This window comes from Priestia sp. FSL P4-0332 (assembly GCF_038005845.1).
Classification (GTDB): domain Bacteria; phylum Bacillota; class Bacilli; order Bacillales; family Bacillaceae_H; genus Priestia.
This window is the reverse complement of record NZ_JBBOUA010000001.1, coordinates 4,664,046-4,688,088: the sequence shown is the minus strand read 5'-3', so window position 1 is coordinate 4,688,088 and position 24,043 is coordinate 4,664,046. Positions and strand designations below refer to the sequence as shown.

At 38.7% G+C, this 24,043-nt stretch carries 23 protein-coding genes and 1 other annotated feature; of the genes, 16 read left to right on the top strand and 7 right to left on the bottom strand.

Features of this window, described 5'->3' with window-relative positions:
• Positions 1 to 2: 2 nt before the first annotated feature.
• The 6 genes from MKY06_RS24545 to motS all read left to right on the top strand — a co-directional run bounded on the left by MKY06_RS24545 (position 3) and on the right by motS (position 5,610).
• The gene (locus tag MKY06_RS24545; RefSeq protein WP_013059496.1) at positions 3 to 458 is read left to right on the top strand and encodes a YtxH domain-containing protein; all 456 of its coding nucleotides are present in this window, start codon (positions 3 to 5) and stop codon (positions 456 to 458) included.
• Between the two features lie 213 nt (positions 459 to 671).
• Positions 672 to 995, top strand: coding sequence for a bacillithiol system redox-active protein YtxJ (gene ytxJ, locus MKY06_RS24540; RefSeq protein WP_098279034.1), 324 nt, complete (start codon positions 672 to 674; stop codon positions 993 to 995).
• Between the two features lie 478 nt (positions 996 to 1,473).
• Complete coding sequence (locus MKY06_RS24535; protein ID WP_098399845.1) at positions 1,474 to 2,550, top strand: bifunctional 3-deoxy-7-phosphoheptulonate synthase/chorismate mutase; 1,077 nt, start codon at positions 1,474 to 1,476, stop codon at positions 2,548 to 2,550.
• A 558-nt stretch (positions 2,551 to 3,108) separates the two neighbouring features.
• Entirely contained in the window at positions 3,109 to 4,107 is a 999-nt protein-coding gene (ccpA, locus tag MKY06_RS24530; protein ID WP_013059493.1) for a catabolite control protein A, read from the top strand.
• A 53-nt stretch (positions 4,108 to 4,160) separates the two neighbouring features.
• Positions 4,161 to 4,964, top strand: a complete 804-nt coding sequence (motP, locus tag MKY06_RS24525) for a flagellar motor protein MotP (RefSeq protein ID WP_061859534.1) — start codon at positions 4,161 to 4,163, stop codon at positions 4,962 to 4,964.
• Complete coding sequence (gene motS, locus MKY06_RS24520) at positions 4,954 to 5,610, top strand: flagellar motor protein MotS (RefSeq protein ID WP_029319972.1); 657 nt, start codon at positions 4,954 to 4,956, stop codon at positions 5,608 to 5,610. Before motP ends, motS begins: the two co-directional genes overlap by 11 nt.
• A gap of 28 nt (positions 5,611 to 5,638) precedes the next feature.
• On the opposite strand, the gene MKY06_RS24515 is transcribed toward motS, so the two are convergent.
• From MKY06_RS24515 to MKY06_RS24505, 3 genes are read right to left on the bottom strand one after another with little or no spacing between them, the layout of a single operon-like run.
• Positions 5,639 to 6,802, bottom strand: a complete 1,164-nt coding sequence (locus MKY06_RS24515) for an acetoin utilization protein AcuC (RefSeq protein WP_029319974.1) — start codon at positions 6,800 to 6,802, stop codon at positions 5,639 to 5,641.
• A complete protein-coding gene (locus MKY06_RS24510) occupies positions 6,802 to 7,443 on the bottom strand; it encodes an acetoin utilization AcuB family protein (RefSeq protein ID WP_013059489.1) in 642 nt (213 codons plus the stop codon). The genes MKY06_RS24515 and MKY06_RS24510 overlap by 1 nt, the downstream gene beginning before the upstream one ends.
• Before the next feature lie 30 nt (positions 7,444 to 7,473).
• On the bottom strand, positions 7,474 to 8,106 hold the full coding sequence (locus MKY06_RS24505) for a hypothetical protein (RefSeq protein WP_013059488.1): 633 nt from the start codon (positions 8,104 to 8,106) through the stop codon (positions 7,474 to 7,476).
• Positions 8,107 to 8,390: 284 nt separating this feature from the next.
• On the opposite strand from MKY06_RS24505, the gene acsA reads away from it, so the two are divergent.
• Both acsA and tyrS read left to right on the top strand, forming a co-directional pair.
• Positions 8,391 to 10,106 (top strand): acetate--CoA ligase, encoded by a 1,716-nt coding sequence (acsA, locus tag MKY06_RS24500; protein WP_098279035.1) that lies wholly within the window; start codon positions 8,391 to 8,393, stop codon positions 10,104 to 10,106.
• Between the two features lie 139 nt (positions 10,107 to 10,245).
• Positions 10,246 to 10,456, top strand: a binding site (T-box leader).
• Positions 10,457 to 10,531: 75 nt separating this feature from the next.
• Positions 10,532 to 11,791: a tyrosine--tRNA ligase gene (tyrS, locus tag MKY06_RS24495; protein ID WP_013085222.1), complete on the top strand. Its 1,260-nt coding sequence runs from the start codon at positions 10,532 to 10,534 to the stop codon at positions 11,789 to 11,791.
• Positions 11,792 to 11,864: 73 nt separating this feature from the next.
• Here the strand turns inward: tyrS and rpsD are convergent, their stop codons facing one another.
• Both rpsD and MKY06_RS24485 read right to left on the bottom strand, forming a co-directional pair.
• Positions 11,865 to 12,467, bottom strand: coding sequence for a 30S ribosomal protein S4 (rpsD, locus tag MKY06_RS24490; RefSeq protein WP_013059485.1), 603 nt, complete (start codon positions 12,465 to 12,467; stop codon positions 11,865 to 11,867).
• A gap of 416 nt (positions 12,468 to 12,883) precedes the next feature.
• Positions 12,884 to 13,363 carry a GAF domain-containing protein gene (locus MKY06_RS24485; protein ID WP_013059483.1) on the bottom strand — a complete coding sequence of 160 codons (480 nt, stop codon included), beginning with the start codon at positions 13,361 to 13,363 and terminating at the stop codon, positions 12,884 to 12,886.
• Positions 13,364 to 13,580: 217 nt separating this feature from the next.
• On the opposite strand from MKY06_RS24485, the gene refZ reads away from it, so the two are divergent.
• The gene (refZ, locus tag MKY06_RS24480) at positions 13,581 to 14,228 is read left to right on the top strand and encodes a forespore capture DNA-binding protein RefZ (protein WP_013059482.1); all 648 of its coding nucleotides are present in this window, start codon (positions 13,581 to 13,583) and stop codon (positions 14,226 to 14,228) included.
• Here refZ and hisJ read toward each other — a convergent pair.
• Positions 14,220 to 15,014: a histidinol-phosphatase HisJ gene (gene hisJ, locus MKY06_RS24475; protein ID WP_013059481.1), complete on the bottom strand. Its 795-nt coding sequence runs from the start codon at positions 15,012 to 15,014 to the stop codon at positions 14,220 to 14,222. The genes refZ and hisJ overlap by 9 nt on opposite strands.
• Before the next feature lie 213 nt (positions 15,015 to 15,227).
• On the opposite strand from hisJ, the gene ezrA reads away from it, so the two are divergent.
• The 5 genes from ezrA to MKY06_RS24450 all read left to right on the top strand — a co-directional run bounded on the left by ezrA (position 15,228) and on the right by MKY06_RS24450 (position 21,544).
• Positions 15,228 to 16,919, top strand: coding sequence for a septation ring formation regulator EzrA (gene ezrA, locus MKY06_RS24470; RefSeq protein ID WP_029319980.1), 1,692 nt, complete (start codon positions 15,228 to 15,230; stop codon positions 16,917 to 16,919).
• A gap of 271 nt (positions 16,920 to 17,190) precedes the next feature.
• The gene (locus MKY06_RS24465; RefSeq protein ID WP_029319982.1) at positions 17,191 to 18,333 is read left to right on the top strand and encodes a cysteine desulfurase family protein; all 1,143 of its coding nucleotides are present in this window, start codon (positions 17,191 to 17,193) and stop codon (positions 18,331 to 18,333) included.
• Positions 18,334 to 18,339: 6 nt separating this feature from the next.
• Positions 18,340 to 19,551 (top strand): tRNA uracil 4-sulfurtransferase ThiI, encoded by a 1,212-nt coding sequence (thiI, locus tag MKY06_RS24460; protein WP_029319984.1) that lies wholly within the window; start codon positions 18,340 to 18,342, stop codon positions 19,549 to 19,551.
• Between the two features lie 88 nt (positions 19,552 to 19,639).
• Positions 19,640 to 19,828, top strand: coding sequence for an alpha/beta-type small acid-soluble spore protein (locus MKY06_RS24455; protein ID WP_013059477.1), 189 nt, complete (start codon positions 19,640 to 19,642; stop codon positions 19,826 to 19,828).
• 123 nt (positions 19,829 to 19,951) lie between these two features.
• Positions 19,952 to 21,544: an amidohydrolase gene (locus MKY06_RS24450; RefSeq protein WP_029319987.1), complete on the top strand. Its 1,593-nt coding sequence runs from the start codon at positions 19,952 to 19,954 to the stop codon at positions 21,542 to 21,544.
• A gap of 23 nt (positions 21,545 to 21,567) precedes the next feature.
• On the opposite strand, the gene MKY06_RS24445 is transcribed toward MKY06_RS24450, so the two are convergent.
• On the bottom strand, positions 21,568 to 22,368 hold the full coding sequence (locus tag MKY06_RS24445; RefSeq protein WP_013059475.1) for an NAD kinase: 801 nt from the start codon (positions 22,366 to 22,368) through the stop codon (positions 21,568 to 21,570).
• Between the two features lie 149 nt (positions 22,369 to 22,517).
• On the opposite strand from MKY06_RS24445, the gene sppA reads away from it, so the two are divergent.
• Both sppA and MKY06_RS24435 read left to right on the top strand, forming a co-directional pair.
• Entirely contained in the window at positions 22,518 to 23,528 is a 1,011-nt protein-coding gene (gene sppA / locus MKY06_RS24440) for a signal peptide peptidase SppA (protein ID WP_013059474.1), read from the top strand.
• Between the two features lie 10 nt (positions 23,529 to 23,538).
• Positions 23,539 to 24,042, top strand: coding sequence for an RDD family protein (locus MKY06_RS24435; RefSeq protein WP_013059473.1), 504 nt, complete (start codon positions 23,539 to 23,541; stop codon positions 24,040 to 24,042).
• Position 24,043: the final 1 nt, after the last annotated feature.

Genomic DNA, 24,043 nt, shown 5'->3' with positions numbered 1-24,043 from the left:
ATATGTCAAACAAACCAAATAAACCAAACAACACTTCAAATAAAGGCTTTTTAGTAGGAACAGTGATTGGAGGAGTTGTAGGAGCTGCAACGGCATTACTACTTGCTCCAAAATCAGGTAAAGAGTTCCGTTCTGATTTAAATGAGCAGGCAGCTTACGTTCGTTTAAAAACAGAGCAAGCGAAAAACAGCGCTGTTGAAAAAGGACAAGGGTTTGCTCAAACGGCTAAAGAAAAAACGGCTGGTCTATCACAAACACTGTCTGAGCAATCTTCACAAGTAGTGGACAAGGTGAAAAACTTCCGTAAAGTAGATCCTGAACACGAAGCATTACCGCCAACAAGCTTAGAAGTGCTTGCTGATGAAGTTGAGTCTCAAAGCAACGAAGACGTTCAGCAAAAGCTAACAGAAGCTCAAAAAGCACTAGATGAAGTGGAAAGCACAGTGCCACGACCATAATAAAGAATCAAAAGCGTTTACCCTACAGGGTGAACGCTTTTTTTGTATGTAATTTAGGTTGGATAACAACAAGTAAATAATCGTTTCATTGCAGGAAACCCCCCCACCTTATAAATGAATTTATGAGCATCATACATAAAGCTGAGCACTCTTTTTGTATGGAAACGGTCAAACCATGTAAACTTAAGAGTAAGTACAGAAAGGGTGAAAAAAATGAAAAAAATTTCAACAGTTGAAGAGTTCGAACAAGTTGTAAAGGAAAACAATCGCTTTTTATTTTTAAAACACAGTACAACGTGTCCAATTAGTGCAGCTGGTTATGAGGCATTTTCAGCATTTGCTTCTAGTCATGAAGACATTCCTTCTTATTATCTTCATGTCCAAGATTCACGTGATGTATCTAACTATATTGCTGAGACGTATGAAGTGAAGCATGAATCACCTCAAGCGCTTCTGTTTGAAGATGGAAAAGTAAAGTGGCATGCTTCTCACTGGAACATTAACGAAGACGAATTAGCGAAAAACGTAGCTCACTAATCGAAAAAGTATTTTAGTAAAAGAAAAATCCGAACATTAATCGTTCGGATTTTTTCATTGGCGGGGTGAACGTAGGTTTACTGTATGGAGCTGCTTCTAGCGGTAGATTGGAGGGCAAGACGAAGACTCCTGCGGGAAAAGCGAAACAGGTGAGACCCCACAGGAGCGTAAGCGACGAGGAGGCTCAGCGGCCGCCCGCGAAAAGCGAAGTCTTGCACAGAAATCAACAGCGGTATGACACGCAATCCATAATAGATTGTTTATCCCATTTGTTCGCCTTTAGATTGGAGCGATTTAGCTATGCCTCAACCTCTTTTTTTTATAAGCTGATTGCGGTTTCATCCGCTTTTTCGTACAATAGATGTAGTTTAGCACATAAAAGCAGAGAAGCCCCTTACATATATCCTCCATCATCTATCATCTTATGTAGTAACCCTGCTAAACGGATTTTTTAAAATCAGTGAAAGGGTGGACGTACATGACGAATTCAGATCTTCAGCATTTGCGATCTCAAATTGACGAAGTAAATATGAAACTGTTAAAGCTTATTAATGAGCGAGGCGAGCTTGTTCAAGAAATAGGAAAGTTAAAAGGAATGCAGTCAACCAAACGTTTTGATCCCGTTCGTGAACGAGCAATGCTTGATGCGATTTTAAGCAAGAATGAAGGACCGTTTCAAACGTCTACGCTTCAACATATTTTCAAAGAGATTTTTAAAGCTCATTTAGAGCTTCAAGAAGATGATCATCGTAAAGCACTTCTTGTATCCCGTAAAAAGAAGCGGGAAAATACAATTGTTACGGTAAAAGGACAAACAATTGGTGACGGACTTCAGCGTTTTGTAGCAGGACCTTGTTCCGTTGAAAGCTATGAGCAAGTAGCAGCCGTAGCAAAAGCCGTAAAGCAGCAGGGCGTGCGGATGCTTAGAGGCGGAGCCTACAAGCCAAGAACATCTCCTTATGATTTTCAAGGCCTTGGCTTAGAAGGATTGCAAATTTTAAAAAGAGTAGCTGACGAATACGATTTAGCCGTTATTAGTGAAATTGTCGACCCGGCTGATATTGAAACAGCTGTAGAATACGTAGATGTGATTCAAATTGGTGCTCGTAATATGCAAAATTTTGAGCTGTTAAAAGAAGCGGGTGCGGTGAAGAAGCCTGTCTTATTAAAGCGAGGCTTAGCCGCTACGATTGATGAGTTTATTAATGCTGCTGAATACATTGTTTCAAAAGGAAATGATCAGCTGATTTTGTGTGAACGAGGAATTCGTACGTATGAGCGAGCAACGCGAAATACGCTGGATATTTCAGCTGTTCCCATTTTAAAACAAGAAACTCATTTACCTGTTTTAGTCGACGTCACGCATTCAACGGGAAGACGAGATTTACTTGTTCCAACGGCTAAAGCAGCTCTTGCCATTGGGGCAGATGGAATTATGGCAGAAGTTCATCCAGATCCTGCGGTAGCACTTTCTGATTCAGCTCAGCAAATGGATATCCCGCAATTTACAGAATTTATGAAGCAGCTAAAACCTATATGTAACTTAAATTTATAAAAAAACGTAAAAATGAAAAATTCGTATACTTTTATGACAAGTTTGAGGCACTTAATGGTTTCAAGCTTGTTTGCCTTTCGTTATAATAAAGATAAGCGAAATTATCACGTATTTTGAAAACAGTCGATAACTTTTGTCAAAATAGGAAAGAATAAGTGCAAATCCAAAAAACAAGAATTTATGAAATTCTCGTGAAACTTGTCGGAAAAAGGCGGTAAATACGTTGCGATGAAGCACATAGTATCGTATAGTAGTTACAGATATTCGCTATCATTCTGTGATTGCATATGATATAAATTCGCGATTCACTTTTTTTATTTACTTAATATACACCGTCTTTTACATTGTTACATATAAACTGGTAAAATTGTCTTTGCCACGTAATAATAAGGGCATAACAGGAATGATTTAGATGCATACAGGGTATCTAAGCTGTATGTAAGAGTGAAGGAGCTAGAAATAGCCATTCTATAAAGGAAGATGGATTTATATACGTAAATACAAGAAATGAAATAAGGATAAAATAAACGAAATGTTTTTCGATAAGGAGTGTTTGTTGTGAACGTAACAATTTATGATGTAGCAAGGGAAGCAAGCGTGTCGATGGCAACGGTTTCTCGTGTGGTAAACGGAAATCCAAATGTAAAACCATCAACTAGAAAAAAAGTATTAGAAACAATTGAAAGACTAGGCTATCGTCCGAACGCAGTAGCGCGTGGATTAGCAAGTAAAAAAACAACGACAGTAGGAGTTATCATTCCTGATATTTCAAATATTTTCTATGCAGAATTAGCGCGTGGAATCGAAGATATTGCAACGATGTACAAATATAATATCATCTTAAGTAACTCCGATCAAAATCAAGATAAAGAACTTCACCTTTTAAATAACATGCTTGGTAAACAAGTAGACGGAATCATCTTCATGAGTGGGAATGTAACGGAAGAACACGTAGAAGAGCTAAAAAAATCACCGGTTCCAGTTGTACTTGCAGCATCAATCGAATCAACTAACCAAATCCCATCTGTAACTATTGATTATGAACAAGCAGCTTTTGATGCAGTGCAATCACTAATTGACAGCGGTCATAAAAATATTGCATTCGTTTCAGGTACGTTAGAAGAACCAATCAATCATGCGAAAAAAGTAAAAGGGTACAAGCGTGCTCTTACTGAAAGCGGATTGCCTGTACGTGATTCTTATATTGTAGAAGGAGACTACACGTACGATTCAGGTATTGAAGCGGTTGAAAAACTATTAGAAGAAGATGAAAAGCCAACTGCTATTTTCGTTGGAACGGATGAAATGGCATTAGGCGTTATTCACGGGGCACAAGATCGTGGGTTGAATGTACCAAACGATCTAGAAGTTATCGGTTTTGATAACACAAGACTTTCAACAATGGTTCGTCCTCAGTTAACATCTGTTGTACAGCCAATGTATGATATTGGTGCAGTAGCGATGCGTCTCTTAACAAAATACATGAACAAAGAAACGGTAGACAGCAGCATTGTACAGCTTCCTCACCGCATCGAGTTCAGACAATCAACAAAATAATACCTGTGAATGAATAAGAACGAATCCAAAGTTCAGACACGGGGAGATAGAATATGAAAAAAATTGATATGCTCACACCTATAGGGATACTAATTGGTATCTCTATGGTTGTGTTTGGGGTTATTTCAAGTGGAGGAATGAGCGGTTTTTTAGCTTTTATTGATGTACCATCGATTTTAATTGTACTGGGAGGCGTTTTTGGTACGCTGTGCGTGAGTTTTCCTTTAAAACAATTGAAAAATATGGGAAAAGTAGGGAAACAAGCGTTTCAATCTAAAGAAATAAACGTAGAAGAAATTGTAGGAACATTTGTACATTTATCGGAAAAAGCGCGTCGAGAAGGACTTCTATCGTTAGAAGCAGAGCTTGAACAAATCGATGATTTATTTGTGAAAAAAGGTATTTTGCTAGCCATTGATGGAGTAGAACCGGAAATGATTCGAGAGCTGCTTGAAGCTGAAATAGCTGCATTGGAAGAAAGACATGCGAGAGGTCGAAGTATGTTTGAAAAAGCAGGCGATTATGCCCCCGCTTGGGGAATGATTGGGACGCTCGTTGGGCTAGTGCTAATGCTTAAAAGCCTTAATACCCCTTCATCGCTTGGGCCTAACATGGCAATTGCTCTTTTAACGACTTTCTACGGGGCGCTGCTTTCAAACTTGTTTTTTCAGCCAATCGCAGCTAAATTAGCTGGTAAAACGGAGCATGAGCTTTTTGTTAAAGAAGTGATTATTGAAGGTGTCATCGGCTTGCAGGCGGGTCAAAATTCTCGCTTTGTGCAAGCAAAGCTAAAAGTATTTGCCCCTGTTGAAAAACGAAAGCTGGAAGAAAAGAGAGAACACGTTCGTGAAGCGTAGAAGAAAAAGGTATTCGGCACAGTCGCCAAAATGGATGGTAACATTTGCTGATTTGGTGACGTTAATATTAGTTTTTTTTATTTTACTATTTTCAATGTCTAGCGTGGATAATCAAAAGTTTCAGACCGTTGTCAATTCGCTTACAAGCGGTGGATCATTAGCTTCTGTAGAAAAGAGCCAGCAGTCTCAAAAGCTGGATAGCATTTTAGCGAAAGTGCAGGACTACCTGAAGGAAAATAAGCTTCAGAATGTCATTACTGCTAAGCGAGATGAACGCGGGGTTGTGCTTATTTTACAAGAACAGGTGCTGTTTGAAACAGGACAAGCCGACATTTTGAAAAAAGGTACCCCTTTTCTGGATGAATTAGGAAGGTTATTCAGTACTATTCCAAATGATATTAAAGTAGAAGGTCATACCGACAATCGACCCATTCACACCTATCGTTATCCATCTAATTGGGAACTATCGGCAGCGCGTGCTAGCGGCGTCATACGTTATTTAACGAACCATTTTTCTCTTTCTGCTAACCGCTTTGAAGCACTTGGATACGGAGATACAAAGCCGCTTGTTCCGAACACGTCTAATGGCAATCTACAAAAAAATAGGCGCGTCGAAATTATTATTTCAGATCCCGAAGCACAGTGAAAAAGGCCATACACTTGTATAGCCTTTTTTAAGAATGAGATGTATGAGAACGAATAGGATAAAGAGCGCGCTCAAGAGTTTGAGCGTTTTTTTCTGTTATTTCTGGTTTTCTTGGAATTGGCTGATAGATATTAGGTTCATCATCCCACTTTGTGCAAACGGGGTGAGGCGATACTTTTGTCCATTTTTCAAGCCATGACAGAGGAAGCATGCCTTCTGCCTTTCGTTCAATCATTTCAAGCCAAATGAATGACCAAGCCCGAGGAACAACCCGCCAAATATCATAACCTCCTCCGCCAACCGCAATCCATCTTCCCTGACAGTATTCATGGGCAATTTCATGAGCAATTTTAGGAATCTCACGGTATATTTTCGTGGTGCCGCATAAATGAGTGAGCGGATCGTAATAATGAGAATCGGCTCCATTTTGTGTCAAGATAACATCTGGTTTAAAAAAAGCAGCTACTTCTTTTAAAGAGGTCTTATAAACGTCGAGCCAAGACTCATCTTCCGTATAAGCATCAACAGGCACATTAAATGAATAACCATAGCCTTCACCGTGCCCGCGTTCGTTAACGTTTCCCGTGCCTGGAAACAAGTAGCGTCCCGTTTCATGAATGGAAAGAGTACAAACGGAAGGGTCGTCATAAAATGTCCATTGCACCCCGTCACCGTGGTGAGCATCTGTATCGACATAGAGAACACGCGCGTTGTACTTTTGCTGCATATATTTGATGGCTACCGCGCTATCGTTATAAATACAGAAGCCGGAAGCTTTTCCTCGAAAGCCGTGGTGCAATCCTCCTCCTAAATTTAGAGCATGCTTAGCTTTTCCAGTCATCACATAATCTACAGCAGTAAGTGTACCCCCAACTAAAAATGCACTAGCTTCATGCATGTTGGGAAACATAGGTGTATCTTCTGTTCCAAGACCAAAATCTGCTGCTTTTTCAACAGAAAGCTCGCCGCTTCCTGCTAATTTTACCGCTTGAATATAGCTAGTATCATGGACAAGCTGAAGTTCTTCATCAGATGCCATCCGCGGTAATACAATATCTTGATTGCCTAAAGCGCCAAATTCCCGTAACAGTTCATATGTTAGTTGAACACGAAGCTGGTTAAACGGATGATTATTGCTGAATTTGTACGAAAGAATATCATCTGAATAAATAAATACAGCATTACTAGTCATTACGTCATCTCCGGTAATTTAGGCCACAACACCTCATAGCCGTTTTCTTTTAATGTATTTATACTAATCAATGGATTAATAGCTTGAATGCGAAGCACAAGGATTTTATATCGTTCATCTACATCAGGGTAGACGAGTACGCTTAAGATGTTTGTTTTCTTTGAACCAAAAAGGGATGTAACTTCAGCGAGCACGCCAGCCTTATTTTCTACTTTTATTTCAATTTGTGAACCTGGCTTATTGGTGCCGGTAAGCTGAATAAACGTATGTAATAGATCTCTTTCGGTAACAACGCCTACTAACCGCTTGTTTTTTGTGACGGGAATACAACCGATTTGATGTTCATAAAAAATACTTGCAATTTCTTCAACAAAATCAAGAGGGTGAGCTGTAATGACTTCTTTTTGCATAATCATCCGCACGGGTTCGGATAGAAGAGCAGATGTATAAGTATTATCTAAAATAGATGGACTTGCATCTCTTACGTCTCGATCAGAAATGATGCCAACTACGTGATGAAGGTCATTAACGATAGGAATATGTCTAATCTTATGTGTATCTAAAAGTTTCATAGCTTCAGCAATCGTATGGTCGGGGGTTAAGGTAACGAGATCAGTTTTCATCATCTCTTCAACAATCATCAGACACAGCTCCTTTTCTTAAAGGTCAGCTTAATACATAAAGCGATTTCGAAAGCGCAGGCTATCAAATTCTTGTATGCTTTCTTGAGGTACTCTGCTCCCGATTCTTACCATCAAACAATTAGCAGGGTGGGAGCTAATCTCCGGATCATCTGTGGCAAACCACGTCAGTCCGCCTTTATTCATCATTTTCTCCATAATTTTGCGGTAATCCCACACATTTAGCCCTGTTCCTTTTAAATCCCAATGCCAGTAGTATTCTGTCGTAATGACAATATAATCTTCCATTGCATCATCCATCATAGATACGATAAGCAAGTTTTTACCAACAGCGTAGCTGCGAAATGGAGCGGCTACCTCTATAGCTCCTAATTCGATTAAATTCTCCATATTTCCTTCCGACCATCGTTCTAGAGGATCGGGATATAAAAAGGTTACATAACCAATGATTGTATGATGATGGCGAGCAATAATGATTCTACCTTCAGGCAAGTTGGCAATCTCGATCAATGCTTCTTTTTGCTGTTCAGGTGGACGAAAGGCCGTTAGTTGCTCATGAAAATCAAGTTGTTGCAAGGTCTTGGAGGAGACAGGTCCTTCAATAACAATTGCTCCGACAGCGGTTTTTAGTTCTTTCATATTGTATGTTTGGGAATGTTTCACATGAATCACCACCTTCAAGCAGTCTTATCTGTATTATAATACAAAAAAAACTTTATATTAAAGCGTTTTCAAAAAATTAAATAAAAGAAAAGGAGTTTTTTAAAATATATAGAATAGAAAATTAAAAGAGATTCTTGTTAATTCGACACTTGTATAACAAAGGTTGTCATATAACAAGGGAGACTATTATCCCAATTCCGACAAATAATTTTTATAAAATTGTGAAAAGTCTATTTTTGTTATATAATAGGTTTGTAAATTTTATACATAAGGGGGAGTTTGTGATGAAGGTGGAAGCGCTTCCTGTAATTGAAGGGGTATACAACTTACAGGACTATGATAAAACGTATCAAACCTTTGACTGGTCACAAGTGGAGAAGGAATTTTCATGGCATGAAACAGGTAAACTAAATGCAGCTTATGAAGCAATTGATAAGCACGCAAACTCTACGCGTAAAAATAAAGTTGCGCTTTATTATCGAGATGCGCAGCGCAATGAGAAATATACATTCAAAGAAATGAAAGAATGGTCAAACAAAGCCGCAAACGTGCTAAAACAAACAGACGTAGAAAAAGGAGATCGCGTGTTTATCTTTATGCCTCGCTCTCCGGAACTTTATTTTGCGTTGTTAGGCGCGGTAAAGCTTGGCGCTATTGTTGGGCCTTTATTTGAAGCGTTCATGGAAGGTGCAGTAAAAGATCGTTTGCAAGACAGTGATGCAAAAGTGTTAATTACAACGCCTGAATTGCTGAGCCGCGTTCCGGTGAAAGATTTGCCAGCTTTAAAACACATTCTCCTTGTAGGGGAAAATGTAGAAGAAGAAGGCATTCAACTAGATTTTCTGAAGCGATTAGAAGCGGCGAATAAAGAGGTGGAAATTGAGTGGGTAGATAGAACAGATGGTATGCTGCTTCATTATACATCAGGTTCAACTGGCAAACCAAAAGGCGTACTTCATGTTCACAACGCAATGCTTCAGCACTATCAAACTGCAAAGTGGGTACTCGACTTAAAAGATGACGATGTGTATTGGTGTACAGCAGATCCCGGTTGGGTAACGGGGACTTCTTATGGGATTTTTGGTCCTTGGCTTGCTGGAGCAACCAATGTGATTGTAGGAGGACGATTTAGTCCAGATGCATGGTATCAAGCACTTGAAGATTTTGGCGTAACGGTTTGGTACAGTGCACCTACAGCTTTTCGAATGCTAATGGGTGCTGGTGATGACTTAGTTAAACGCTATGATTTAAGCAATCTCAGACATGTATTAAGTGTGGGAGAACCGTTAAATCCTGAAGTGGTACGCTGGGGAATGAAGGTGTTCCAAAAACGTATTCATGATACGTGGTGGATGACTGAAACTGGCGGTCAGACGATTTGTAATTATCCGTCTATGAAAATTAAGCCAGGATCTATGGGGAAACCAATTCCAGGTGTACAAGCAGCAATCGTTGACGATCAAGGACAAGAGCTTCCACCTTATCGAATGGGTAACTTAGCAATTAAAAAAGGCTGGCCATCTATGATGCATACGATTTGGAACAACAAAGAAAAGTATGAGTCATATTTTATGCCAGGTGATTGGTACGTATCAGGTGATTCGGCGTATATGGATGAAGACGGTTATTTTTGGTTCCAAGGCCGAATCGATGATGTTATTATGACGGCAGGAGAACGCGTGGGTCCATTTGAAGTAGAAAGCAAGCTTGTTGAACACCCTGCTGTAGCAGAAGCGGGTGTTATTGGTAAGCCTGACCCTGTGCGCGGGGAAATTATTAAAGCATTTATCGCACTTAGAGATGGGTATGAATCTTCAGATGAACTGATTGAAGATATTCGTCAATTTGTGAAAAAAGGGTTAGCTGCTCATGCAGCCCCGCGTGAAATCGAGTTTAAAGATAAGCTACCTAAAACACGAAGTGGTAAAATTATGCGTCGCGTTTTAAAAGCGTGGGAATTAGATTTGCCAACGGGCGATTTGTCAACGATGGAAGACTAAGGAGTAAATGTTTCAATCTTTGTAGGGAAAATAAGTGATTTTTATAAAGTTCAAACAGCCAGCTGTTTGAACTTTTTTTTGGACTTGAATTTTAAAATGAAATCATTCATAATTGTGGGGTGTAAACTTTTAAATAAAATAAACTGCAGTGATAGGAAGAAGTAATACTTGTCTCCCTGTTTAAGAGAGCTGATGGTTGCTGAAAATCAGTACATAGACAAATATGAAATACGTCCTTGAGCATCTTTTGTGAACTTACAGTAGCAAAAGACGGGTAGACCGTTACATCATTTAAGTGGGAAATAATTTATTTCCAAATAGGGTGGTACCGCGATATTTTCGTCCCTTCTTTTTTAAGAAGGGGCGTTTTTTATGTTGTTCAACAAATTGTAACGAGCAATTAGATAAAGGAGAGAATATATAACATGGATATTTTACAAGATCTTGAGTTTCGAGGGCTCATTAACCAACAAACGGATGAAAAAGGTTTAAGTGAACTTTTGAGTAAAGAGTCTGTTCGTTTGTACTGCGGATTCGATCCGACAGCCGACAGCCTTCACATCGGCCACATGCTTCCTGTTTTAATTTTACGTCGCTTTCAACAAGCTGGACACCAACCAATTGCATTAGTTGGTGGAGGTACGGGTCTTATTGGAGATCCAAGCGGTAAAAAAGCAGAGCGTACGTTAAATGAAAAAGAAACGGTTGCCATGTTTAGTGAGCGTATTAAAGGTCAGCTTTCACGCTTCTTAGATTTCGAAGAAGGTGAAAATGCAGCAGTTATTGCAAATAACTATGACTGGATTGGCTCATTAGATGTTATTACATTCCTACGAGATATCGGTAAAAACTTTGGTATTAACTATATGATGGCAAAGGATTCTGTTCAATCTCGTATCGAATCAGGCATTTCATTTACGGAATTTAGCTACATGATTTTACAGTCATACGATTTCTTGAATTTATACCAAACATATAACTGTAAGCTTCAAATTGGCGGCAGCGACCAATGGGGAAATATTACGGCTGGCTTAGAATTAATTCGTAAATCAGAAGAAGATGCAAAAGCATTTGGATTAACAGTTCCGCTTGTAACAAAAGCGGACGGGACGAAGTTCGGTAAAACAGAAGGCGGAGCAATTTGGTTAGACCCTGAAAAAACAAGTCCGTATGAATTCTACCAATTCTGGATTAATACAGATGATCGTGATGTTATAAAATATTTAAAATACTTTACATTCTTATCACACGAAGAAATTAATGAATTAGCAGCTTCTGCAAAAGAAGCTCCTGAAAAACGCGAAGCACAAAAAGCACTAGCGGCAGCGATGACTACGCTTGTACACGGTGAAGAAGCTCTTGAGCAAGCAATTCGTATTTCGCAAGCTTTATTTAGCGGAAGTATTTCAGAGTTAACAGCAGAAGAAATTAAGCAAGGATTCAAGGATGTTCCTTCTTACACGCATACAGGTGAAGATATTGGTTTAATTGATTTACTTGTAGAAAGTAAAATTTCTCCTTCTAAACGTCAAGCACGTGAAGATATTTCAAACGGTGCGATTTACTTAAACGGTGAGCGTGAACAAGATTTACAAAAAACAGTAGGTGCAGAAGACCGTATTGAAGGTCAATTCACAGTGATTCGTCGAGGCAAGAAAAAATATACCCTTATTCAATACGCATAAAAAAAAGGCCGAAAGGCCTTTTTTTATATATAGACAGCAAAAAAGCCGCTCCATAAGGAACGGCTTTTTACTATTAACGAGAGTAGAACTCTACGATTAGTGCTTCGTTGATTTCAGCAGATAATTCAGAACGCTCTGGTAAGCGAGTGAATGTACCTTCTAATTTCTCAGCGTCTACTGTTAAGTAGTCTGGTACGAAGTTGTTAACTTCAAGCGCTTCTTTCACGATTGAAAGGTTGCGAGATTTTTCGCGAACACCGATCACTTGACCAGGTTGTACACGGTAAGATGGGATGTCAACGCGTTTACCGTCAACTAAAACGTGACCGTGGTTAACTAATTGACGAGCTTGACGACGAGTGCGTGCAAGACCCATACGGTATACTAAGTTATCAAGACGAGCTTCTAAAAGAATCATGAAGTTCTCACCGTGCTTACCAGTTAATTTACCAGCAGCAACGAATAAGTTACGGAATTGACGCTCAGTTACACCATACATGTGGCGTAATTTTTGCTTTTCTTGTAATTGTAAACCGTACTCAGAAATTTTCTTACGTTGACCTGGGCCGTGTGGACCTGGAGCGTAAGGGCGTTTTTCTAATTCTTTACCTGTACCACTTAGAGAAAGACCTAAGCGACGAGAGATTTTCCAACTTGGACCTGTATAACGAGCCATGATGACTCCTCCTTGTTTGTGTTTTTATTTTATGCAAAACAAAAACAGACACATTCTAGCGATATGCTCATTTTGTTTTCATGTACCATCGCTCTAGCAGCAGAGAGTTACACGATACACCATCTTGTTAAAAGAATTGCTACTTCTGTAAAACAATCTTTTAATGAGGAACAAAATGAAAAAACATAAAGAAGATTGTATAAGCTGCAATATTTCACACAACGAGTATTATAGGTGTTTCCTCGTATAAAGTCAAGGAAGATTGAAGATTAAAAGAATGTAAAAGAAAGGATATATTCTTTTGAAGTATGAAAGAAGAAGAAAGAACATAAGAAAACGGTGGTGATGGGCTAATCAAACGTTTGTTTAATAAGCAAAAACCGCTGATTTGCAGCGGTTTTTTTGCTTATTCATATTCAAAGAAAGGAAGTGAGTTCTTTGACGAATTCTTCAAGATACTGTTGATCGATCTCATCAAAGCGATTTTTGATTGGACTGTCAATATCAAGAACACCTAAAAGTTTACCATCTTTCACCATCGGTACAACGATTTCAGATTGAGAAGCAGCATCACATGCAATGTGGCCAGGGAATGCATGAACATCTTCAATTCGCTCTGTTCTTTGATTTTGAGCTGCTGTACCGCATACGCCTTTTCCAAGTGGAATGCGAACACAAGCCGGCAGCCCCTGAAAAGGGCCGAGTACTAACTCGCCGTCTTCCATTAAATAAAAGCCTACCCAGTTTACTTCATTTAAAAATTGATTTAGTAAAGCTGAAGCATTTGCTAGATTAGCAATTGTATTGCTTTCTCCTTCTGATAAGGCGCGTAATTGCTTAATTACCAATTCATAATCCTTTTGTTTTGAGCCGCTGTAGTTTTCGACATTAAACAATGTATTCTCCTCCATTCAACATAAGATTTAATGAGTTTTTATCAGGAAACGTCAGTTTTAACGCTACTTTGTCGATAAAAGATTACAGGAACTAAAAAGCCTATCACGAATTATGTAGAGAGGCTACTAAAATCCTTTTTAAATACTGTAACGATTTCTACACAATTTTGCAATCATATGTGTTTTGTAAAAATAAATCGAAATGAGGTGTAGATAGATGGCTGTACAGTCAAAAACGAAAGAGAAAATTATTGATGCGGCTGTTTCTCTTTTTAACGTAAAAGGTTTTGATGGTACGTCGGTGCGCGAGATTGCAGGAAAAGCGAAAGTGAACGTAGCGAATATTTCATATTATTTTCATAGCAAAGAAGGATTGCTTGAAAGTTTAGTGATTTCTTATTTTGAAGGTTATATTGGGGTACTGGAGCAAGCATTCCAAGAAATGAAAAAGCTGTCTTCAACAGAAAGTATGATCGTGATGATTCGAGCTATCTTACATTACCAGCACGAAAATAGGCATATTGCCCGGCTCGTATATAGAGAAATCTCTCTTGACACGATTTTAATTCGAGAAGTTATGACTACGTATTTAACCAAAGAAAAATACTACTTAAAAACAATCCTTGAAAGAGGGATGAAAGAAAAGGAATTTCGAAAGCTGCACGTTTCCTTTACAATCATTGAGCTTAAGGGCATGCTGTCTATGCCTTATCTTCATCCTCAGTACCTAAGTGAAGTTCTTCATATATTGCCTCACGAACCGTATTTTGTTCAGCAATATGCGATTGAGCTTGAGCAATGGGTGCACACAACGGTATGTTTGCCATATGAACGGACAAACAAACTGCGCGTTCAATTATCCTAAATGGAGCTCTCCATAGCCTTGGCCTAAATCCTTCGCACAGTGGGCGTCTGACCCATATACGAGAGGGATTTTTTTCTGTTGGGCTGCTTTTACAACAAAGGGAGCTGGATACGCTTCCTTGCACAAAGGCTTAAACAACCCTGCACCATTATAATCCAAAGCCAGATCTTTCATTTTTATTTCATCGAGTATTGATAAAATAATAGGGGAAAGTGTGTCTTCATATGGAAAGCGAGTTTGAAATTTATGTACGAGTGTCATATGACCAATGCGCTTAGGCTTATAAACGCCTAAATTGGCCTGTACAGAGCGTAATACCGTGTTGTAATACTTATCATATACTTTGCTTACGCTGCCAAACTTCTGTACAATATGTGCAAATACGTCAGCGCTAAAATCTAGGCAGTCATATCCTTCTTCATGTTTTAAGAAGTGGACAGAAAGTATGCTGTCATCGAGATAAGGACCATATTCGTTTAAGAAATCTGTTGTTTCGTGTTCAAATCCTTCAATAAAGTCAACTTCCAATCCGATATTAATACGAATATCGCGCTCAAATTCTTTTTTAACTTGCTGTACGTTTTGAATGTAGCGATCAAGTTTGTCAGGATCCATTCCGCTGTCGCGATCAGGCGTCGGATCACTGAAGCTTTTTGGTAATGGAGCATGCTCTGTAAACGAAATCTCCCCAAAGTTCAGGGAAATCGCCTGTTCAACATATTGTTGCAATGAATCAGGTGAACCGTGTGGGCAAAATGGAGTATGAATATGTTTGTCAACTTTCATAAAAAATGCCTCCTTTTTTCTTCTTTTTCCATTGTAACGACACAAAGTGACTCCATGCCAATATTTTGTATAAAAAAATTTAATTTTTTGCTCAAAAGTTGGACTTTACATGGTATCATAAAAACATTGACGCAAAAAAATTTAAAGGATTAAATTCACCCTTTTTATAAATAAGAAACTTGTCATGTAGAACGCACTGTAAGGGGGCTTAGTATGGAATTCATTATAGCACTAATCATACTTATTATCGGATTAGTTGTGTACGGAATGTTTTCACGTAAAAAGATTTATCAAGAAATTGATCGCCTGGAAACGATCAAAGTCGAATTAGCAAATACGCCAGTTGCAGAGGAAATTTCAAAAGTAAAAGAATTGAACATGACAGGTCAAACTGAAGAGCTATTTGAACGTTGGCGTGAGCAGTGGGATGAAATTATATCAACTAATCTCCCGGAAGTTGATAAAGAACTGTTTGAAACGGAAGAAGCAGCGGATAAATACCGATTTAAAAAAGCGAAGCAGTTATCTATACATATTGATCAAGCCTTAGAACAAACCAAGATAGATATTGAAAACATACTTACTGAACTTCAAAATTTAATTGGTAGCGAACAAGATAATCGATATGATATTGAGGAATTAAATCAGCTTCACCGCCATGTGAAGAAAAAATTGCTCGCACATCGGTATTCCTATGGACATGCTGAAAAAACGTTAGAATACGCAATTAATACATCTAAAGAGCAGTTTAAAAAATACGAGGAAGAGACGATTAACGGAAATTATCTTCAAGCACGTGAGATTGTTCTTCAATTAAAAACTGATTTAACAGCTATTGATTCGTATTTAGAACAAATTCCAAAAGTGTTAGTTGAGTGTCAGACCACTCTTCCTGTTCAGTTCAATGAACTGCTTGACGGGTTCCGCGAAATGAGTGAGCAGGGCTATGTGTTAGATCATCTGCAAGTAGAAGAAACGGTAGAGCTTTTAAAACAAGAAACTGCTGAAATTATTGCAGATATTGAAGAATTATATGTGGAAGAAGCGATTACAAAACTAGATGATGTGAACGAACGCTTAGAGCAGTTATATGACTCACTTGAGCATGAGGTTTTCTCCTATCATAAAATGAACCGTGAATCTCATACGGTATCTAACTTCCTTCGTATGCTTCAAGAACGAAACCGTGAACTTCGTGAAGAAACGCTATTTGTACAGCAAAGCTATCATTTTAAAGAGCGCGATTTAGACGTATATTATAAAATGGACCGCGAACTAAAACGATTGACTAACTTGTACTATAATATTTCGGACAAGGTGGCGGAGCACAATTTAGCCTACAGTGTGATCCAAGAAGAACTCGAAGACGTTTCCAAACAGCTTAACCAATTAAAAGAATCTCAGGAATCCTATAGCGATATGCTACAAGCTCTTCGCAAAGATGAGCTCTCAGCTAAGGACAAAATAGAAGAACTGAAATCTCAGTTGATTGAAGCACGACGCCTTATTCAAAAAAGCAACCTTCCTGGTGTTCCTGAAGAATATAAAGTGCAGCTTGAAAAAACGGTTCATATCTTAAATGAAGTAACCGCTAAGCTGAAAGAAAAACCGCTTAATATTCAAGCTGTTCAATCTTTACTTGAAGATGCTGTTGGTTTTGTTCAGGATACATTTGATGAAACAGAGGCAATGTTAGAAGAAGCGCGACTCGTTGAAAGAGTGATTCAATACGGTAACCGTTATAGAAGTACTCATCACTCAATTGCACAGTCTTTAGAAGAAGCAGAAGAAGCATTTCGTCATTATGAATACAAAGAAGCATTAAAACAGGCATCTGCAGCTATTGAGCAAGTAGATCCTGGTGCGCTGGATCGTATACAGCGTATTGTATCTTCACAGAGTTAAAAAGCTCGTGTCCAAAGGACACGAGCTTTTTTATGATGCTTTTCTTTGCATACTATCTCGTATCTCTTTCAATGCTAATGGTATAGTCTATAATTACGGCAGCAACTGTTAGGATAAGCAAGGGGAGACCTTGCTTATAAAGTGGCAAATAGCTTTGAAAAGATCGTCTATCCTTGTTATGATTACTAAGGCAAAACCTAATTTAAAAAAGTATCAAGGTATGTTATGATAATACGTTGTTCCGAAAAAATGAAGAAGGGGGCGCGCATCCTTGATTTATTTAGATAATAGCGCTACAACAAAACCCTATAATGAAGTCATACAATCTTTTACCAAAGTAGCTACAACTTATTATGGCAATCCATCCTCCCTCCATCAATTTGGCGTACAGGCGGAGAATTTGTTGAGCCGTTCGCGTGAGCAAGTAGCAGAATTGCTGCACGTATCGTCAAATGAAATTATCTTTACATCTGGAGGAACGGAAGGGAATAATTTGGCTATTAAAGGCGTAGCGATGCAATATAAAAGCCGAGGTCAGCATATCATTACGACAAATATTGAACATGATTCTGTTCATGAACCATTCAAGCAGTTAGAATCCCTAGGATTTAACGTTACGTATGTTCCGGTAGATTCCAGTGGTTTTGTATCACCTGCGGCTATTGAATCAGCTATTACGGATGAAACCATTTTAGTATCTGTTATGCATGTAAATAATGAGATTGGCACCATTCAGCCAATTGAAGAAATTGGACAGATGCTGACGAACTATTCCAAGGTGCTTTTTCACGTCGATCATGTGCAGGGGATTGGAAAAGTTCCGCTTTCTTTAGCGGATCATAAAATTGATTTATGCACATTATCAGGACACAAAATTCACGGCTTAAAAGGGACGGGAATTTTATATAAACGAAATGGAGTTCAGCTTCATCCGCTGCTTAGCGGAGGCTCTCAGGAAATGCAGCATCGATCAGGCACGGAAAATGTGCCGGGAATCGTAGCATTTGCTAAAGCACTCCGTTTAACACTTGAACATGCTGCTCAAAATCAGCAAAAAATGCGGAAAATAAAAGCAGAACTGATGGACAAACTTTCTGCTCACGAAAGAATCACGATTAATACGCCGAATGAGCATTCGGCACCTCATATTATAAATTTTACAGCACAAGGTATTAAAGGTGAGGTTTTTGTTCACGCTCTTGAAGAAAAAGGAGTGTTTGTATCCACTACATCTGCTTGCTCATCAAAGCGAAAAAAGCCAAGCAAAACGCTTTTAGCTATCGGTAAAAATTACGAAGAAGCCGATCAATCCATTCGATTAAGCTTGTCAGGCTTAAATGATTATAATGAAGTAACGCCCATTGTAAATGCTATTTTCACAGTAATTGAAGATCTAAAGAAAGTAATGAGGTAAATGATTATGATATATAACCATATTTTAATTCGGTACGGAGAAATCTCAACCAAAGGACAAAATAGAAAAAAATTTGTTGCCCAGCTAAGAAAAAATATCGTAACGGCTCTTAGTGCATTCCAAAATATTCACGTAAAATACACAAGAGACCGCATGTATATTCACTTAAACGGTGAAAATCACGAGCCTATCATCGAACGTCTTCAGCAAATCTTTGGTATTCAGAGCTTTAGTTTAGCATTAAAAGTTGAAAATGAGCTTGAAGCGATTCAAGAAGCAGCGTTAGAAGCAATGAAAGAATTTGATATAGAAGGAAAAACATTCAAAGTATCTACTCGGAGAGCGTATAAACAATTTCCTCTTGATACAAACGAATTAAATTATGCAGTAGGAAGTCATATTCTACGAAATACAGAGCATCTAAAGGTAAACGTAAAAGAACCAAGCGTAAATGTACGAGTAGAAGTGAGAAGTGAAGCAACGTATATTACATGTTTTGATTATCGCGGAGCAGGAGGTCTTCCAGTTGGTACGAGTGGAAAAGCGATGCTGATGCTTTCTGGAGGAATTGACAGCCCGGTTGCAGGATACTTAGCCATGAAGCGCGGTTTAGAAATAGAGGCGGTTCATTTTTACAGTCCGCCTTTTACAAGTGAACGTTCTAAGCAAAAAGTCATCGATTTAACGCAAAAATTAACGGCTTATCACGAAAAAGTAAAGCTTCATATTGTACCGTTTACAGCTGTACAGCAAGCGATTCAAAAGCAAATTCCAGAGAATTATACCATGACCTCTACACGCCGTATGATGCTTCGAATTACGGACCTTATTCGTGAAAAAAATGAATCGTTAGCTATCGTAACTGGCGACAGCTTAGGGCAAGTAGCTAGTCAAACGGTTGAGAGCATGTATGCGATTAATGAAGTGACTAATACGCCAATTTTGCGTCCGCTTGTAACAATGGATAAAACGGAGATTGTTGAAATTGCCCGCAAAATTGATACACATGAAATTTCGAATCGACCGTATGAAGACTGCTGTACAATTTTTACGCCAAGCTCACCAAAAACGAAGCCAAAGCGTGAAAAAATAAATCGATACGAACAATTTTATGATTTTGAAACATTAATTCAAGAAGCGGTAAATAATGTAGAAACGCTTGAGATGACAGCTTCTTCGTCTACAAATACCGCAGACAGCGTAGAAGATTTGTTTTAAAAGGTAAATTTCATAAAATTACCAAAAAAATAATGTATGATGCCATGTGTTTTGACACAATCTATATTCAACAAGGAGGTGAAAACACATGGCAAACACAAACAAATTAGTAGCTCCTGGTTCAGCAGCTGCTATCGACCAAATGAAATACGAAATCGCTTCTGAATTCGGTGTAAATCTTGGACCAGAAGCAACAGCTCGCGCTAACGGATCTGTTGGTGGAGAAATCACTAAACGCTTAGTTCAAATGGCTGAGCAACAACTTGGTGGTAAATAAGTCATATTAACTAAATAATGATGGCTAAAAAGAGTGGGGGAAACCTCACTCTTTTGTCTTGTTTGTTTTGTCACGTATAATAGAGACAAGATCAAGCTTTATAAAGTAAAGGAGATGTTGGCGATGGGGACTTTATTTTACGGCGGCAAAATATATACGATGCTAAAAGAAGGTGAGCATGTAGAAAGCGTATATGTTGAAAAAGGATTCATTGAAGATATAGGCGCAGAAGAAGATCTAAGAATCAAATGGGGTGCTGAGATTAACAAAGAAGTACACCTCAAAGGATATTCAATGTATCCGGGCTTTGTAGATAGCCATCTTCACTTAATTGGTCACGGTGAAAAGCTCCTTAGGCTTGATTTGTCTCAAGCTACTTCTAGGGAAGACGTGCTGATGCGCGTTCGGCAAAAAGTAGAGAGTACACCAAAAGGAGAATGGTTAATTGGAGAAGGTTGGGATGAAAATCAGTGGGAAGATTCCTCTTTGATTCAGTATCAAGATCTTGATCAACTTTCAACAGAACATCCTATTATGTTGAAGCGAGTCTGTCGTCACGGATTAGTAGTAAACGGGACTGCTCTTAAAATAGCCGGGATTACAGCTGAAACACGCGACCCGGAAGGAGGTATTATCCAGAGGGATGAAGCGGGAAATCCTACCGGTTTTTTGGCTGATCAAGCGCAAGAATTAGTAACGGCTCATATTCCTCAAGTATCAGAAGCATACATTCGACAAGCTCTTTCAGTAGCCATTAAAGATTGTGTTCAGCACGGATTGACGGGTGGACATACGGAAGATTTAAATTATTATGGAGGCTTTTTACGTGCATATCAAGCATTTCAAGACGTTATTCATAAAGAAAAGCAGCTGTTTCGTGCTCATTTACTTGTTCATCATGAAGCTGTAGATGATATGTATACATACGTTGAAGAAAAGAAAGACACATCCGCTTTTATTGAAATAGGACCAATGAAGATTTTTGCTGATGGTTCTCTCGGCAGTCAATCTGCTCTTTTAAGCTTTCCATACAAAAGCGACCCTTCTACAAGAGGTGTAGCTATTCAATCACTAGATGAATTAAAACAGCTAGTGAGAAAAGCAAGAGAATTGGGCATGACGGTTGCAATTCATGCAATTGGTGATTTAGCGTTTCAATATGTAGTAGAAAGCATCGAACAATATCCTCCTCAAGCAGGGCAAAGAGATCGTATTATTCATGCGCAAATTCTACGAAAAGATTTAGTTCATCGTGTAAAAAAGCTCCCGGTTGTGCTGGATATCCAGCCTCGGTTTTTAGCCAGTGATTTTCCATGGGTTATTGAAAAAATTGGAGAAGAGCATTTGGACTATTGCTATGCGTGGAAAACGTTATTGGACGAGGGCGTAATGTGTGCAGGCGGATCGGATGCGCCTATTGAACCTATCAATCCCATGTTAACGATTCATGCAGCAGTTTCTAGAAAAACTTCTCCGAACAGCTCGGTCGTTTACATACCTTCTGAGCGACTCTCTGTATTTGAAGCTGTTCGGCTGTTTACATTAGGAAGCGCACAGGCCATTCATCAAGAGCATAAAAAAGGATATATTCAAAAGGACTATGTAGCTGATTTTACCATATTAGAAAGAGATCTGTTTGAGATACCTGCAGATGATATTCCAGGAGTACAGGTGCAGATGACTGCTATTAATGGAGAAATTGTATATCAAAAATAAAAAGCGCCCAAAGGCGCTTTTTATTATAGAAATGTACGCTTAACTCGTTGCCAGAAAGAGTTATCTTTCAGCTTAACCGTTTTAATTTGACGGTCGCTTAAACGAATTTGAACTTGATCAACTTGACGTGCATTTAATGCTTCGTTATCTATTCCAATAATTGGACTGTGGTTGTTGTCATTGGATAGTTTTAAAGTGAGCGTATGCTCAGCGCTTAGGATGAATGAAGATCCTAATGTACGATAGTTATTATTATTTAACGATGCCAATTCGCTGACTTGCATACAAGGAATTAACGGATCAACTACGGCTCCACTTACCGATTTATTATAAGCCGTACTGCCTGTTGGTGTTGAAATAATCATCCCATCCCCACGGAATGTTTCAAAGTGATTTTCGTTAATAAAAACATCTAGACTGAGTGTTTTTATAACTCCTGATCGAATCGAACATTCATTTAAGCAATAAAAAGAAGTTCCTTGATCAATTTGAGTTTGTAAAACGGGAAATCGACGTACTTCTATATTTTCTGTCGTAATAGCTTCAATCATTTTATCCGTTTCATCGATATGAAAATCGCAGTAAAAGCTTAGTTGATCTGAAGTTGTGACACCAGCATATAAGCAGTCATCTCGAAAGCCAGATTGACGGACAGCCTGCAAGAAAGCTCCGTCACCGCCAATACTTACAATGATGTTAGCGCTGTCGAAATGGTCTACTACTTGAAAGTCATATTGTTTTGCAAGTTCAATAAGTGGACTTACGAGCGCCTTTGTTTCCTGGTTTTTTGGATGAAAGAAATAAACGTTACGACGATTTGGCATAGATAGTTCCCCCTTGTTTGTCTGATATGTAAAATATTAGCGATAAAGTAAACTTTTTAAAAAAAGTTTGTTACAATAATTATAGCATTATTGCTTTAGGAATTAAAAGAATAATCTTTTAATTCTGACACCTAAAAAGGAGGATTTTCATGAACAAAAAAAGGTGGATTGCTCTTTTAATTGCGGCCTGCTTATTCATTTTTTCTGCGATTGTTAATATTGGTTTTTCAGTCAAAGAAGAAAAAGATGACGGTCTGGCAGGCATATTTGGAGGAGACGACAGTGAACTATCAGAAACAGTTATCGAAAAAGGGAATGCAGCTAAGAAAATTGCAGTGCTAGAGGTCAATGGAACGATTCAAGATACAGGAAGTGGTTCCTCTCCGCTTATGTCCCAAAATGGTTATAACCACCAAGCATTTTTAAAGCAGCTAGAGGCTGCAAAAAATGATAAGGCAGTTAAAGGAGTCATTATCAAGGTGAATTCACCGGGCGGCGGCGTCGTTGAAAGTGCTGAAATACATAAAAAAATTGAAGAGCTGAAGAAAGAAACGAAAAAGCCAGTGTATATTTCAATGGGATCAATGGCTGCTTCAGGAGGCTATTACATTTCAACAGCTGCTAATAAAATCTATGCAATTCCGGATACTTTAACAGGTTCACTAGGTGTAATTATGCAAAGCGTTAACTACGGCAAGCTGGCTGATAAACTAGGAGTAGAATCTGTTGTTATCAAAAGCGGGGCTCATAAAGATATTATGTCTCCAACAAGAGAAATGACCGGAGAAGAAAAAGAAATTATGCAAACACTTGTAGACAACTCGTACGATGGTTTCGTCAATGTTATCTCTGAGGGACGTCACTTGTCTAAAGAAAAAGTGCGCTCTATCGCAGATGGACGAGTGTACGATGGACGTCAGGCTAAAGAGCTGAAGCTGGTCGATCAACTAGGCTATTTTGAAGATGCGGTAACAGGAATGGAGAAAGATTATAAGTTAAAAGGTGCACAAGTAATTCAATACAATCAAGGATTCGGACTGCCTTCTTGGCTTTCAATGAGCATGCAAAAAGTAATAGGTGGAGATGAACAAGTCACTGCAATGTTAAAAACATTTGCGCAGCCAAGCTCTCCGCGTCTGATGTATTTATATGCAGAATAGAGGTGGGAACATGGAAAATCAGTCTCATTCAACCGAATCAAACGACAATATAAAACATGAGCCAGCGGTAAGTACGCCAATAGGTAGTGAATTCCATTATGCAGGCTTTTGGATGCGCTTTTGGGCATATCTTTTAGATCTAGCTGTGGTAGCTAGCTTGAACTCCCTGCTGATCAAGCCCATTTTCCATTTAGCAGGTATTTCTCGAGGAGATGGATTTTTTTCTCCCTATACGATTGTAACGGTTATTATCTTTTATGGTTATTTTGTTTTAATGACCAAGTATTTTGGACAAACGCTTGGAAAGATGGTGTTTGGGCTTAAAGTAGTATCGCTGAAAGACTCCACGTTAACTTGGCCTGTTGTGCTGTTTCGTGAAGGAGTTGGACGTTATATTTCTAAAACGGTTTTTTTACTAGGCTATTTATTAGTGGCGTTTTTACCTAAGAAGCAAGGAGCACACGATTACTACGCAGATACAACCGTCATACACGAAGGTACAATCAGCAGATAAT

What these genes read in the sequence shown, in the direction of transcription:
- tyrS (WP_013085222.1), top strand. Translation starts at nt 10,532, where the DNA reads ATGGATATTTTACAAGATCTTGAGTTTCGAGGGCTCATTAACCAACAA.
- MKY06_RS24445 (WP_013059475.1), bottom strand. Translation starts at nt 22,368, where the DNA reads ATGCCAAATCGTCGTAACGTTTATTTCTTTCATCCAAAAAACCAGGAA.
- MKY06_RS24455 (WP_013059477.1), top strand. Translation starts at nt 19,640, where the DNA reads ATGGCAAACACAAACAAATTAGTAGCTCCTGGTTCAGCAGCTGCTATC.
- MKY06_RS24435 (WP_013059473.1), top strand. Translation starts at nt 23,539, where the DNA reads ATGGAAAATCAGTCTCATTCAACCGAATCAAACGACAATATAAAACAT.
- MKY06_RS24515 (WP_029319974.1), bottom strand. Translation starts at nt 6,802, where the DNA reads ATGACTAGTAATGCTGTATTTATTTATTCAGATGATATTCTTTCGTAC.
- thiI (WP_029319984.1), top strand. Translation starts at nt 18,340, where the DNA reads ATGATATATAACCATATTTTAATTCGGTACGGAGAAATCTCAACCAAA.
- MKY06_RS24535 (WP_098399845.1), top strand. Translation starts at nt 1,474, where the DNA reads ATGACGAATTCAGATCTTCAGCATTTGCGATCTCAAATTGACGAAGTA.
- sppA (WP_013059474.1), top strand. Translation starts at nt 22,518, where the DNA reads ATGAACAAAAAAAGGTGGATTGCTCTTTTAATTGCGGCCTGCTTATTC.
- MKY06_RS24450 (WP_029319987.1), top strand. Translation starts at nt 19,952, where the DNA reads ATGGGGACTTTATTTTACGGCGGCAAAATATATACGATGCTAAAAGAA.
- ezrA (WP_029319980.1), top strand. Translation starts at nt 15,228, where the DNA reads ATGGAATTCATTATAGCACTAATCATACTTATTATCGGATTAGTTGTG.
- motP (WP_061859534.1), top strand. Translation starts at nt 4,161, where the DNA reads ATGAAAAAAATTGATATGCTCACACCTATAGGGATACTAATTGGTATC.
- refZ (WP_013059482.1), top strand. Translation starts at nt 13,581, where the DNA reads ATGGCTGTACAGTCAAAAACGAAAGAGAAAATTATTGATGCGGCTGTT.
- rpsD (WP_013059485.1), bottom strand. Translation starts at nt 12,467, where the DNA reads ATGGCTCGTTATACAGGTCCAAGTTGGAAAATCTCTCGTCGCTTAGGT.
- MKY06_RS24545 (WP_013059496.1), top strand. Translation starts at nt 3, where the DNA reads ATGTCAAACAAACCAAATAAACCAAACAACACTTCAAATAAAGGCTTT.
- MKY06_RS24510 (WP_013059489.1), bottom strand. Translation starts at nt 7,443, where the DNA reads ATGATTGTTGAAGAGATGATGAAAACTGATCTCGTTACCTTAACCCCC.
- hisJ (WP_013059481.1), bottom strand. Translation starts at nt 15,014, where the DNA reads ATGAAAGTTGACAAACATATTCATACTCCATTTTGCCCACACGGTTCA.
- acsA (WP_098279035.1), top strand. Translation starts at nt 8,391, where the DNA reads ATGAAGGTGGAAGCGCTTCCTGTAATTGAAGGGGTATACAACTTACAG.
- ytxJ (WP_098279034.1), top strand. Translation starts at nt 672, where the DNA reads ATGAAAAAAATTTCAACAGTTGAAGAGTTCGAACAAGTTGTAAAGGAA.